8 protein-coding genes are annotated in these 13749 nt (G+C 63.3%); 3 read left to right on the plus strand and 5 right to left on the minus strand.

The features are described 5' to 3' along the window. Nucleotides 1-219 precede the first annotated feature (219 nt). From thrC to HMPREF2883_RS02845, 3 genes are all read left to right on the plus strand, one after another. Nucleotides 220-1656, plus strand: coding sequence for a threonine synthase (gene thrC / locus HMPREF2883_RS02835; protein ID WP_070658889.1), 1437 nt, complete (start codon nucleotides 220-222; stop codon nucleotides 1654-1656). Nucleotides 1657-1884: 228 nt separating this feature from the next. After that, nucleotides 1885-3198, plus strand: a complete 1314-nt coding sequence (locus tag HMPREF2883_RS02840; protein ID WP_070658890.1) for an aminotransferase-like domain-containing protein — start codon at nucleotides 1885-1887, stop codon at nucleotides 3196-3198. A gap of 8 nt (nucleotides 3199-3206) precedes the next feature. Next, a complete protein-coding gene (locus HMPREF2883_RS02845; protein WP_070658891.1) occupies nucleotides 3207-4154 on the plus strand; it encodes a D-alanine--D-alanine ligase family protein in 948 nt (315 codons plus the stop codon). Nucleotides 4155-8686: 4532 nt separating this feature from the next. Here the strand turns inward: HMPREF2883_RS02845 and HMPREF2883_RS02850 are convergent. The 5 genes from HMPREF2883_RS02850 to yidC form a co-directional block, all read right to left on the minus strand. Beyond that, nucleotides 8687-10303 carry a ParB/RepB/Spo0J family partition protein gene (locus tag HMPREF2883_RS02850; protein WP_070658892.1) on the minus strand — a complete coding sequence of 539 codons (1617 nt, stop codon included), beginning with the start codon at nucleotides 10301-10303 and terminating at the stop codon, nucleotides 8687-8689. Beyond that, on the minus strand, nucleotides 10303-11205 hold the full coding sequence (locus HMPREF2883_RS02855) for a ParA family protein (RefSeq protein ID WP_070658893.1): 903 nt from the start codon (nucleotides 11203-11205) through the stop codon (nucleotides 10303-10305). The genes HMPREF2883_RS02850 and HMPREF2883_RS02855 overlap by 1 nt, the downstream gene beginning before the upstream one ends. A 107-nt stretch (nucleotides 11206-11312) precedes the next feature. Further along, on the minus strand, nucleotides 11313-11957 hold the full coding sequence (gene rsmG / locus HMPREF2883_RS02860; protein WP_070658894.1) for a 16S rRNA (guanine(527)-N(7))-methyltransferase RsmG: 645 nt from the start codon (nucleotides 11955-11957) through the stop codon (nucleotides 11313-11315). 2 nt (nucleotides 11958-11959) lie between these two features. Then, nucleotides 11960-12571, minus strand: coding sequence for a Jag family protein (locus HMPREF2883_RS02865; RefSeq protein ID WP_070658895.1), 612 nt, complete (start codon nucleotides 12569-12571; stop codon nucleotides 11960-11962). 50 nt (nucleotides 12572-12621) lie between these two features. Continuing rightward, on the minus strand, nucleotides 12622-13749 hold a 1128-nt coding region (gene yidC / locus HMPREF2883_RS02870; protein WP_141759012.1), incomplete at its 5' end, for a membrane protein insertase YidC.

Raw genomic sequence — 13749 nt, forward strand, 5'->3', positions numbered from 1 at the left:
CACGTATTGGCCTCACCGAGCCGCCTGCGAGGGGCGGCTCGGTGAGGCCAATACGCTATCCCGCCGGTTGTCTGATGTCTGGTTCCGCCGTCGGGCGGGCTGTCACCTCAGCTGACGCCGTATCTGACACCGCACCTGTCACCCGCGGTCACGGCCCCGTAGAATCGCACCGGATTCGCACGCGGCACCAGGTCATGCGACACGGCAAGAAGGCGGCACATGCAGCACACCCAGTACATCTCCACCCGTGGCCAGATGGCGGCAGCCGGGTTCACGGACGTCCTTCTGGCGGGCCTGGCGCCCGACGGCGGCCTGGCGGTACCGAGCCGTCTGCCCGTCCTGAGCCCCGAGCAGATCGAGGCCTGGAGGCCCTTGGGCTACGCCGACCTGGCCACGGAAGTCATCGGCCTGTTCGCCACCGACATTCCCCGGGAGGACCTCGCCGAGCTGACCCAGGCCGCCTATGGCCCGCAGCGGTTCCCACAGCCGGTCGTCCCTGTCACCGGGCTCGACGACGTCGCCGACGGCCTGACCCTCGTGGGCCTGTCCGAGGGACCGACAATGGCCTTCAAGGACCTGGCCATGCAGTTCCTGGGGCAGGCGATTCCCTATGTCCTGGCCGGGCACGGCCAGGTTCTCAACATCCTGGGCGCCACCTCCGGAGACACCGGTTCGGCGGCCGAGCACGCCTTCAGGGGGCAGGAGGGCGTCAGCGTCTTCATGCTCTCGCCGGCCGGCCGCATGAGCCCGGTGCAGCGTGCCCAGATGTACACGCTGCAGGACGCCAACATCCACAACATCGCGGTGCGCGGTGTCTTCGACAACTGCCAGGCGCTGGTCAAGGCGCTGAGCAACGACGCGGGATTCAAGGCCGCCCATCACCTGGGCGCCGTCAACTCCATCAACATCGGCAGGATCGCCGCGCAGGCCGTCTACTACGTGTGGTCCTGGCTGCGGGTCACCGACGCGGTGGAGGAGGGGCGCCGCGCCGGCTACCGGGTCGATGTGTGCGTGCCCTCGGGCAACTTCGGCAACATCTACGCCGGCTTCCTGGCCCGGTCCATGGGGGTACCGATCCGTCGTCTCATGCTGGCCACCAACGAGAACAACGTGCTCGAGGAGTTCTTCACCACCGGCATCTACCGACCCCGTTCGGCACAGGACACCCTGGCCACCTCCAGCCCGTCGATGGACATCTCGAAGGCCTCCAACCTGGAGCGCTTCATCTGGGCGCTGCTGGGCCCCGAGGTCTTCGTGCAGCGCTGGGCGGAGCTGGAGACCACCGGCGTGCTCGACCTGCGCGATCAGCTCCCGCGCATGCGCGAGGAGTTCGACTTCGTGGCAGGCACGTCCTCGCACGCCGACCGGCTGGAGGCCATCCGCACCGTCAAGGAGCGCTCCGGCCGGCTCATCGACCCGCACACGGCCGACGGCATCACGGTCGCTCTGCGCATCATGGAGCCCGGTTTCCCCACGCTCGTCATGGAGACCGCCAAGGCCGCGAAGTTCCCGCAGACAGTGGCCGAGGCACTCGGGAGCGAGCCGGAGACTCCCGACGTCGTCGCTGATCTGCTCGCCCGGCCCCAGAAGGTCGAGACGATCGACAATGAGGAGGCCCCCTTGCGCGCCCTGATCGAGGAGCGTGCCCTGAGCTGATGACCAACGACCCGCGAGGGTTCTGACCCTTACCGCGCCGCGCATCGTGCCCACGATGCGCGGCGCGTCCTTGTCAGGCCCACACGCCGTCCCGACGACGAGCCGACGAGCGTGTTTCACGTGAAACACCGCGGTTTACTCCTGCTCGCTCCGGCTGCTGAGCACCGCTGTGTCCGTGGCAGACTTAGGTCCACGGACACATCAGTGGCGACCAAGGAAGGACCGCAGGTGAGTGAGAGCAGTAACCAGGTGAAGGGCAACCGACTTGACCCGTGGCTGGACAGCTACGCGGCACGAGCCCACGGTCTGCGTGCCTCGGAGACGCGGTCCCTGTTCGCCGTCGCCTCCCGTCCCGAGGTCGTCTCCCTGGCCGGTGGAATGCCCAACCTCAAGGACCTCCCGCTGGAGCGCCTGGCCGAGGCCACCGCGCGGATGATCCGCAAGGACGGCGGCCAGGCGCTGCAGTACGGAAACGGTCAGGGACTGCCGCGGCTGCGCGAGCAGATCACCGAGGTCATGGCCCTGGAGGACATCAGAGCCGACCCGGAGGACGTCATCGTCACCACCGGCTCTCAGCAGGCCGTCGACATCGTCACCGAGCTCTTCGTCGACCCCGGTGACGTCGTCCTGACCGAGGCGCCCACCTACGTCGGCTCGCTGTCGATCTTCGCGACATACCAGGCCGACGTGCAGCAGGTGCCCATTGATGCCGGGGGCGTCATCCCACAGGCTTTGGAGGAGACGATCGTCCGTCTCACGCGAGAGGGGCGCCGTATCAAGTTCTTCTACTGCCTCCCCAACTTCCACAACCCGGCCGGAGTGACCCTCGCCGAGGAGCGCCGTGGACAGGTCATTGAAATCTGCCGACGCCACCACATCCTCATCGTGGAGGACAATCCCTACGGTCTTCTGGGCTTCGAGGGGCAGACCTACACCGCGCTCAAGACCCTCGCACCCGACGACGTCGTCTACCTGGGCTCCTTCTCCAAGATCTTCGCTCCGGGATACCGCGTGGGCTGGGCGGTGGCCCCGCCGGCCGTGCGGGAGAAGATGAAGCTGGCCTCCGAGGCGGCGATCCTGTGCCCGTCGTCGGTGGGTCAGTTCTCGATCTCCATGTACCTGGAGCAGTTCGACTGGAAGCGGCAGATCGTGGACTTCCGGGCCATGTACCAGGAACGGCGGGACGCCATGGTCTCGGCACTGGAGGAGTTCCTGCCCATGTGCCACTGGAACGTGCCCGACGGCGGCTTCTACGTGTGGGTACGGCTTCCCGAGGGCCTCGACGCCAAGGACATGCTGCCGCGCGCTGTCACCAGCCTGGTCGCCTACGTCTCCGGGACGGCCTTCTACGCCGGCGGCAGGGCAGGCCAGGACCACCTGCGACTGTCCTTCTGCTACCCCGAGCCCACCGAGATCCGTGAGGGAGTGCGCAGGCTCTCCGGCGTCGTGACCCGCGATCTTGAGCTGCTGAACCTGTTCGGGCCCACCCACAGCCCCCATCCATCCGAGGGCGTTCACGCGCCCGCACCCGACCAGATCTGAGGTTGACGATGAACCAGTCTCCACTACGTATCGCTGTCCTCGCCGGCGGATTGAGCCATGAGCGCGACATCTCCCTGCGCTCGGGGCATCGTGTCGCCCAGGTGCTCAAGCACCTCGGGCACACCGTCCTCGTCCTGGACATCGACGCACGCACCATCGGATCGCTCAAGACCTTCGGGCCCGACGTCGTGTGGCCCTTGGTTCACGGCGGCCCCGGGGAGGACGGGGGGCTTCAGAATGTCCTCATCTCCCTGGGACTGCCGTATGTCGGCACGCACTCTGACGGCTGCCAGCGGGCCTCATTCAAACCGACCGCCAAGGCGAGTGTTCGCACCGGAGGAGTGATTACTCCTGACTCGTTAACGCTTCCACACTCCTATTTCAGTCAGCTGGGGGCCCAGGAGGTTCTCACCGTCGTGGCGGGTCATTTGGGACTGCCGGTGGTGGTGAAGCCGCATCAGGGAGGCTCCGGCCTTGGTGTCTCCTACGCATCGACGGCGGACGAGCTGCGTTCCGCGATGGTGGCGTGCTTCGCCTACGACGAGCGTGCCCTCATCGAGCGGTACGTCCCGGGGACGGAGCTGGCGGTCTCCGTCGTCGACACAGGAGAGGGGCCACGTGCGCTTCCCCCCGTTGAGGTCGTCACCGATGGGCGGTACGACTTTGATGCGCGATACAACCCGGGCCGCTCAGAGTACTTCGTTCCGGCTCGACTGGATGAGGCGGTCATCGAGAAGGTGAAGACCACGGCTGTCACGGTTCACACCACTCTCGGGCTGGGCAATCTTTCGCGCACCGACCTCATTCTCGATGACGAAGGAACGCCGTGGTTCATCGACGTCAACGTCATTCCCGGAATGACGGAGACGTCCCTGCTGCCCATTGCCGCCAATACGGAGGGCTCCTTGGAAGAGCTGTATGACGCGTTGGTGCGAAACCCGCTGGTTCATCCGTAACGTCGGCTCGGTTTCACGTGAAACGGTGGCTCCACTCATGTCGAGTGGAGCCACCGTTGTTTTCGGTCGGCGTTCCGCAGGGCCGTTGAACTGACATCACCATCAGCACCTTCTTCTCAACAACGCTCCATCACGAGTAACCGGAGGGCGTGCGGTTTCACGTGAAACCAGATGCGGTGTGGGTGCGTCATCGCCCTGGTGGGGAACGTGTGCCGCAGGGTCGTCGAGGCATGCCGCTTTCGGAACAGGGCAGGGGTTGGGGTCACTCGGACTTGCCTCGATACCCCACCAGAACGATCTGTGTTGGCATCGCGCTCGGAAGACGGAGCATCGAGACACACTGGATTCTCAGTGTTTCACGTGAAACCTACGTCTGAGCTTTCCGTGCCCCATGCCGATGGAAGGGACTCTACGGTTCCTTCGTTCGGTGAGCGGCGTGCTTCGAACGCATGGCGCCGCCACCCTTGTTCATCTGCTTCGAGCTCGACGCATGGGAAACAATGATGCCCACCGCGTCACAGGTATGGACTCATTGGGCATATACGGGCGCCAGCCAATCGGGAGATGGAGCATACACACTCAATGCAGCACGTTCATGTTTCACGTGAAACCAGGCGTCGACCGCACCCACTGGCCGATTCAGCGTGTCTCAGCCACGTTCACTGGGCACGCACCCTTCTTCCATTCGCCATCTCGTCGTGTGCGGTTGAGCGACCCGGGGAGGTCCGGAAGCATGGTGACGCCTCTGACGTGGCCAGCATTCCGATGACGAGGTCCATGCGGTTGCTGCGAGGACACAGGAGAGGGCGGGCTCAGGAGAGCCGGACACGAATCGGACCTCACTATCAGCACTGGGTAATGCCACCGGCGAGGTCGACGCACGGATAATGGGATACGCGCTGCCACTCACCAAAGACCGATAGTGCATCTCTTTGTTTCACGTGAAACCTGCCGTCGACTACAGCTTCACTCGATTCCTACCGTACGGACGTGGGCCTCATGACGGGAGAGGGGACCCGGTGCCAACCGGGAGAGCGGCGCCTATCCGTGTATGAACCGGGTCAGCCTGACACCCATCGGTTCTCATATGGGAGCGCTCCTCCCCGGAGCTGGGGTACTCCGAGTCTGCGGGCGCCGTCACCACAAATCGGATTCGAACGGAACGCACATTATGCCCGCCGTATCCCCGGTCTGCCCACAAGCGCTATGCTCTGTACCGACTCGGCGCGTTGCTATTGATCGATGACGATTGCCGTCCTCTGTCCCTCCTGCCCTGATAGCGGGCAGTCGAACCAAAGATGATTCCCTTCCTGAGCAGTTGGGGAAGGGCTTCGAAGGGCCCGCCATTTCCTGTACCTATTCATGAAGCCTGGTGTATGGCTCAACAACGATGGCAACTAGCATCTGCGGCGTCCACTCCGCCTCTCCCGCGCGTCCGGTCGATCGGCATGCCCGCGGTACCCCTTGTGCCCTCGTTCTTTCTGCGCCATTCACCGCAGGCGTCTCACGGCGGAACGCTCCGACTACCACCTACTCTGTTCATCTCGCGGTTTCACGTGAAACACACTCCGAGCCATCGCGTTGGTATAGCAACAGCACCGATCGGATTGCGCTGCCCCGTCCGCGCGGTCAACCTCAAGCGCCGCTGCGGAGGCGCCGTATTCCCAAACCGAATGCGGGAATCCAGCAACTTACTGCACGGCTCCGTGCCGAGTGACGACACTCAACGCATGAGATCAGGTGCACTACGGACTTCTGTCCTTCGCGTCAGAGAGTGCATGAGATCCCACATCGTATTCATCGCTCGACAGAGGACCGGTAGCTCCCCCAGGGAAGGGGCCAGAGCATCCCGTTCCCGCAAGCCACTATGAACCCCAGACGCATTGACGTGACTTCCACCGACCGAATCAGTACGAGAACGGTCCTTCGGCGACTCGCTGCTGGTTTCACGTGAAACCTCTCCAGCACGAGCGCATCGCTCATGAAACGTGCCCAGTTTGGCCGGAGGAACCCAGCGGTCCGCTGTTGGCCTCCACACCGACGGACGATGCTCGCCGCACCACCCACGCTGAGAACAGGAGGTATTCCGACATCCACGTTGCCGGGGAGAGAGCCGGCGTTCTCCCCCGGGGAAGAGGCCGATATGCTGGCTATCGCTCGCGCGCAGTCAACCATGTACACATTGGCATGATATCTATCGAAAGACGATGAACGAGTGCAGGCCTCAGCCAGTTCTCTTCTGGTTTCACGTGAAACTGGCCCTCAGCCCCGGAAGTGCTCACCATGTTGCCCACGTCAGTCCGGCGGTGCATGTTGTCGCTATCGGATTCACCGAGCTTATCCAACGCGCAGCACTCTGTCCGTCCTGGCCAAAGCCGATGCGTCTACCACGCTCTTCTGCGGCAAGACGTCTTCCATCCCATCGGGCACGACGTACTCACCGGGAGGTCTCCAGCAGCCACACTGCAGCGACATCCGGTTGGCCCTCACCTGCTTACAGCACATGACGTGCCTGCCTCCGGGGATGGAGAGGCCATCGCGTCTCATCCAGCAACTTAGAGCCATGGCATCAGTTCTCGGTTACGTCTGCAGAGTCTTATGGAACCTACCCGCCAGAGGCTTCAACATTGGTTTCACGTGAAACCTGCTTACGAGCATGATGTCGGCATCACGGCAACGCCACCATCACCCTGCCCTTCGCTGCCAGGAAAGGTCGGCACGGTGCACCCCTTGTCGGCGCCTGGCACGCCCAGTACGCCTGCGAGTACCCAGTAACCTCACGCATGTCGCAGCACTGCGCCACCATACTGAACGCCGGTATCAACGGCGTGCTCCGGGCACCAACCGATGCAGTACAGAGAACATGAGCGACCCGAACACACCTCACCGCTGAAGTGAGAATCAGTGCCTCCCCCGGGGAAGGAGCTGAGGCGCTATCCGCCTGCCACTCATCGATACGTACGCACGAGCGCCACGTCGACTAGAAGACCCTCAACGAAATCCACTCTCCATCGACACTCTTCTGGTTTCACGTGAAACCAGCAGTCATCGGGTTATTGTCATGAGGCGCCTCGCGCTCTTTGATCCGCTGCTCGTAGCAGCCGGAATCATCGGCGCTGTGTTCTCCTCCTCAATCGTGGGTCATGCCGAGAAGCAGGCGTTCTCCGACTACCAACCTGTCTACCCACGACAGTGTCAGCGATACCCACACACGACGTCACCCCTACCCCAGAAGGAGGGGAAGGATCTCCACCCTCCGTTTCACGTGAAACTATGGGGATCTCCAATCCTTCCCGTCGATGCCGGGCTCGACGGGCCACAGCTGTCAACGATGCGTACGCTCGTGACAGCGTGCTCAGCATTTCAGGACCCAACGCCCCCGTTCTTCAGGCGCTGCCGAGGTGTACGGAGACCGTATCTGGCTAGGGATGCAACATCCCACGTCGGTTCTGAGCGTCCTGGCAACGACTCTGAAGAGCGCCTATTCGTATAGCCTCATCCGACCGACACCGTACAACGCCTTCCGGGACCGTTGGGGCTCTGTTCCTTCCATTATGCGCTCCTCCATTACCGCCTCGGAAGCACGTCGACCAACATCAGCTACGCCTCACTACGGTCACACGACACAGTTTCCGCGGCGGCCCAACAACCACTTTCCGTGTTTCACGTGAAACCTCGGGAGTCCCAGCGCCTGTCTGTTTCTGATCTCCTCACTTCTGAGACTCTGCTCGGGTAGGAGCGTGGGATGGTTGTTCACTATCTCGAGGTGAGCCAACAAAAGCATCTGACGAAGCATCGGCGTTCATGGAGCCAACATCACCCCCACTTCCACGCCGCGAACCAAAGGCGGCCGGAGGTTTCACGTGAAACCGAAGGTCGCATTCCAACGATGCTCCCTTCTCACTTTGACGGCGGAACCGTGACGGTCAGCGCTGCGGACACCGAGCCATGTACCTGATCGACCCTGTGGGGTCACGGAGGCGAGGCCAGGCGTTCTCAACCTGGGTCCGGCCGCTTTCCTCTGCTTGGCCTCTCCAGCTCCCGAGCACCGGCCCGAGGTCAAGGGTCCACGCCGTCACCGAACCGCCTCCCTGGGGCCAACCCGCTCCGCGAAGTGAGGGACGCACTGGTCAGGGCTCGTGCGTACTTCACGACAGTCCCAGACAACGCCCCAACCAGCGTCTCAGATGTCACGGCACTCGAAGCACCCAGAAGTCATGACGCGCACAACATTCCCTCCTCAGCGCCGTAGACCGTTCTCCGTCGTCCGCGTGCCTCAGCAATGACGTGCAGCCCCGTATCCACGTGTTTCACGTGAAACCTGAGCTACCCCATTTCAACTACCACTCGCGACACCTTTCAGTTCATCACGCATCATGGGACAACCAAAGAGCGCGGCCGTGTTTCACGTGAAACACGGTGTGGGCACCCGTAGCGCTCGGCCGAGTACCCACCCCATTTCGGTAGAGACACCGGTGAGGCCGAGACACTGAGTGTCTCGGCCCCACTGTGAATCGCACGATCAGAGCAGGTTACTCCTCATCAAGAGACGTCCCCGGCGCCAGCGCGTCAACCAGGCGAGCAAGGTCCTCATCGCCCGCGAACTCAATGGTGATACGCCCCTTCTTCGCTCCACGTGTCACCTTCACGCAAGTGTCAAAGGCATCGGAAAGGCGTGTTGAGAGCGCCGGGAGAGGGGTACTGCGAGCGCGCAAGACCTTCGGCTGATCTGATCCCGGCTCAGGTTCCTCATGAAGCGCCACGAGTTCCTCTGTGGCACGCACCGAGAGGCCCTCAGCCACCACGCGCTGAGCGAGTCGCTCCATCTCCGCCGCGTTGGGGAGACCCAGAAGCGCGCGGGCATGTCCTGCCGAAATGACATTCGCCGCGAGCCTACGCTGCACCAGCGGCGGCAGTTTCATGAGGCGCAACGTGTTGGAGATCTGGGAACGTGACCGGGCAATTCGCTCGGAGAGCTCCGCGTGGGTGCACTGAAAATCCTCCAACAGCTGCTGGTAGGCCGCGGCCTCTTCCAAGGGGTTGAGCTGGACGCGGTGCAGGTTCTCCAGCAGAGCGTCACGCAGCAGATCCACGTCTTCGGTATCCCGGACGACCGCCGGAATGGTCTCCATTCCGGCTTCCTTGGAAGCGCGAAGACGACGCTCACCCATAATGAGCTCATACCGAGGCTCCTCTCCCGGAGCGGTCGGCACCTGGCGCACCACGATCGGCTGCAGCAGACCCACTTCTGCAATCGAGGCCGCCAGTTCGGCGATATCGTCCTCGTCGAAGACCTGCCGAGGCTGACGGGGATTCGGGTGGATCAGCTCCACCGGAATCTCAGCGAAACGGGCGCCCGGGACGGGAACGAGGTCAGCAGCGTCCGTATCCGCTGTCTTTTCCTCGGCGTCGGTCACGTTGGGCGCCTCAGTTCGAGCGTCAGATGACGCCGCCGACAGGTTCTCCTCAGTCTGCTCTTTCTCAGATCCGGAGTCGCCGTGATCAGCAGCCACAGCCTGCTCCTCCTCTGTTTCACGTGAAACATCGGGAACCACCGGCGTTGATTCTTCCGGCTGAGGAACCGACGTCGAAGCAGTCTCGTCCTGGACATCCTCCACCGGGGAGGCCTCATGCGAAGACTTCTCCACCGCAGCGGACACTGTCTTCGTCGCCTTCGCGGTCGCTCGCTTCGGTGCGGCCGACGACGCTCGCTTCGGTGCGGCCGACGACGTCCGCTTCGTGGAAGCAGCAGTGGACGACTTCTTTGTGGACTTCTTCTCCGTCACCCCAGCTGCAGTCGTTGAATCAGGCGTGGTTTCACGTGAAACCGACTTCGTCCGCTTGCCCTGCGCGGCGGTCTTGGAGGCAGTCGTCGAACGAATCGAGCGGCTCTTGGAGCCACGCTTCCGCTGAGACGGAGCCAGGAGAGTGGCGGTCAGATCGCGAGTACTGCGCGCCTCGGAAGCCGACTCAGGCTCCTCCGCGACATGCTTGGCATGGGAGGCCGCATCATCATCACGTGACTCGTCCTTGCGCGAATCGGGGAAGAACACATCGGAAGGACGAGACGCAGCAGGTACTTTCTCTTTCTGCGCCTCCGGAATCAGCGCCTGCAGACCCCGTCCGAGTCCGCGCCGTTTCTGAGCCATCAGGCTTCCTCGCCTTCAATTCGGGGAGCGCCCCGCAGAGCGACCTCACGAGCCATTTTCTTGTACGCAATTGCGCCGGTGGACCGGGGATCCCAGAACACCACAGGAGCACCGAAGGAGGGGGCCTCGGCAACACGGATGGAACGCGGCACCTTAGTGTCCAGCGTCGCATCAGGGAAATAGGAACGAACTTCGGACTCCACCTCACGGGCAAGGGTGGTGCGTCCGTCAAACATGGTGAGCACAATCATGGAGACTCCCAGCCCCGGATTGTGAATGCGCGCGATCCGGTCAATGGAGCGCGTCAGCAGGGCGAGGCCTTCAAGAGCGTAGTACTCGGCCTGCATCGGGATGAGAACCTCGTCAGCAGCGACGAAGGCGTTGATCGTCATAATGCCGAGGCTCGGCGGGCAATCGATGATGACGTAGTCAAGGGGCTCCAGACCGTCGGTTTCACGTGAAACCAGGTAGTCCACCAGCGCACGCCGCAGACGTGACTCACGCTCAGCGGTGGAGATGAGCTCAATCTCAACCGCAGCCACGTCAATAGTCGCGGGTACGCACCACAGGGACTCGCAGAATCGCGTCTTAGCGACGACATCCTTGATCGGCATGGAGTCAACGAGGACGTCGTAGATCGAGGCACTGTCCTCATCATGCTCCACCCCCAGTGCAGTGGAGGCATTACCTTGAGAGTCGGCATCGATGAGCAGGACGTGTAACCCGCCTTCAGCTAAAGCCGCTGCAAGATTCACCGCGGTCGACGTCTTTCCGACGCCGCCTTTCTGATTGGCGACTGCGATGACACGAGTCCGCTCAGGATGTGGGAACTCTCCACCCGCTACCTCGTCTAACGCGAGGTGCTCGGCCTGGAGCTGATCGAAGATAGACGATCCGGACAAACCTGCTTCTCCTCGGACGGTGACCCAACAGCCCGAGCCAGTCGGGCAGTTACGAGTCTACGCGAGCAGGTCGATCCTTACGCGTTACACCGAACGCGCGCCGTATCTCAACGGTTCTTCGGGCGGCGAATCTCAACCACAGCCGTCGTTTCCTCGCCGGCAGTGACAACCTCATGAACAACAGCGACTGATAACTTTGCCTTTTTAATGACATACTTGGCGTCGTCGACCTCATCTTGTGCCCGCATGCCCTTAAGGGCCAGGAGGGCGCCCCCTGGTCGGAGCAACGGCGCCGTCAACCGCACGAGCTTGGACAGGTTCGCCACCGCGCGAGCCGTCACCACGTCATAGCGGTCCTTGACCTCCTCGGCCCGGGCCCGCCGGATGGTCACATTGTCCAGGTCCAGCTCCTCGACGACGTCGGAGAGCCACTGGGTGCGCCGCTCCATCGTCTCAATAAGCGTCACGTCGAGGTCGGGGCGCAGCAACGCGACGACGATGCCGGGAAAACCGGCCCCGGAACCCACGTCGGCCACGCTTCCCCGGGCCGGCAGGAAGGGGACCACGGCAGCCGAGTTGACGATGTGCCGGGTCCACAGGCGGGGAAGCTCACGCGGCCCCACGAGACCACGCAGCTCACCCTCCTCAGCGAGCATCTGCGCGAAGTGCTCCGCTGCGGAGAAGGAGACCCCGAAGATCTCCCGCATCTCCGCCGTCGGCTCCTCCACCTGGGCCCGCTGCTCCTCGCTCATGCTCAGGCCTGCTCCGAAGCGGAGTCGTCAGCCGCGTCCTCGGCGCCCTCGTCCTCGTCAACGCCCTCCTCATCGGCGGGCAGGACCACGACGTACCGGTGCGGCTCAGCGCCCTCGGACTCGGAGACCAGCCCGGCGGCGGCGACGACGTCGTGGCACACCTTGCGCTCAAAGGGGTTCATCGGCTCAAGACTGACGGCCTCTCCCGAGGTGAGGACCTTGGTGACCGCCTCCTGGGCGACCTTGGTCAGCTCGGTACGTCGGTCCGCGCGGTAGCCGTTGATGTCGAGCATGAGCCGGGAGCGGTTGCCGGTGCGTGCCTGGACCGCGAGGCGGGTCAGCTCCTGAACGGCCTCGAGAACCTCCCCGTCGCGTCCAACGAGGTCGGCGAGCTCGCGCTCGTCACCCTCCTCGGAGGCGACCACGGCGATGGAGGCGCGTCCGTGGTCGATGTCGATGTCGATGTCACCGCCCAGGTCGGCGATGTCGAGAAGCTCCTCGAGGTAGTCGGCGCCGATCTCACCCTCCTCCTCGAGACGCGAGACAGTGTTGCTCACGGGGCTACTCACGGCGTCCTCAGCTGTCTGGTGGGAACTGTGCTGCTCACTCATCATGTCATCCGTATCTGTCATGGGAACCGGGTTGTCCAGCCGCTGAACACGTGTCAGCGGTTGTGCTTCTTCTTGGCCTGGGCCTTGCGTCGGGCCGCCGCCTCGCGACGCTGACGGGCTCGGCGCTCATAACGACGTCGAGCGATCTCCTCATCGCTGAGGCCACCACTCTTGGACGATGTCGAGCCCTTGTCCTCATCGGCGTCCTTCAGCTGCTCGACATCGGAGTCCTGGGCGACGGCCTCGTTGCGGGACTCGCTCTGACCGCCTGACTTCTTCTGTCGGTTCTTGCGCACCGGCTGCACCCGCTGGCCTCCGGTGCGCCCCTCAGCCTCGGCCTTAGCGATCGCCTCAGCTCGTTCCTCCTCCTCCAGGGAGGGCAGTCCCTTGCGGGCCCGCTTGGCATTGATGCGGGCACGGTACTTCTTCTCGGCCTCGCTTCCGGGAGCGGGCATGTTGCGGATGGTGAAGAACTGCTGGCCCATGGTCCACAGGTTGGAGACGACCCAGTAGACGAGCACACCGATCTGGAAGTTGACGCCGGAGACGGCGAAGATCACCGGCATCACGTACAGCATCATCCGCTGGGAACGGATCATGGGGTTGTCGGAGTTGAGGGACTCCGTCGACATGTTCTTCATCGACAGCTGCGCCATGGTGTACCACTGCGTCACCGACATGATGATGATCATGGCGACCGTGACGATCTTGACCTGCGTGTCGGAGCTGCTCATGAAGGAGGAGGACAGGCTGGCTCCCAGGACGCTGGAGGCCTGGACCTGCTCGGCCAGCTGCTGCGTGAGCGGACCGATCGAGGGACGCCCATAGGTGCCACCGGCGACGGCCCCCAGGGAGGCCAGCACGCGGAACAGGGCGAAGAAGACGGGCATCTGCACCAGGATCGGCAGGCAGGAGGCCAAGGGGTTGGTCCCGTGCTTGCGATAGAGCGCCATCATCTCTTCGTTCATGCGCTGGCGCGACTCGGGGTCCTTCTTGCCCTTGTACTTGGCCTGAAGGGCCTGCAGCTCGGGCTGGAGGAGCTGCATCCCGCGCGAGGCGCGGATCTGCTTGACGAACAGCGGCATGATGAGCAGCCGCACCACGATCGTCAGACCGATGATGGACAGCACCCAGGCAATACCCGGCCCGTCGGGGAACCCGATGAGGACCAGGGCCTTGTG

Origin of the sequence: Actinomyces sp. HMSC075C01 (assembly GCF_001812965.1) — a bacterium.
In the GTDB taxonomy this organism is placed as follows: Bacteria; Actinomycetota; Actinomycetes; order Actinomycetales; family Actinomycetaceae; genus Actinomyces; species Actinomyces acetigenes.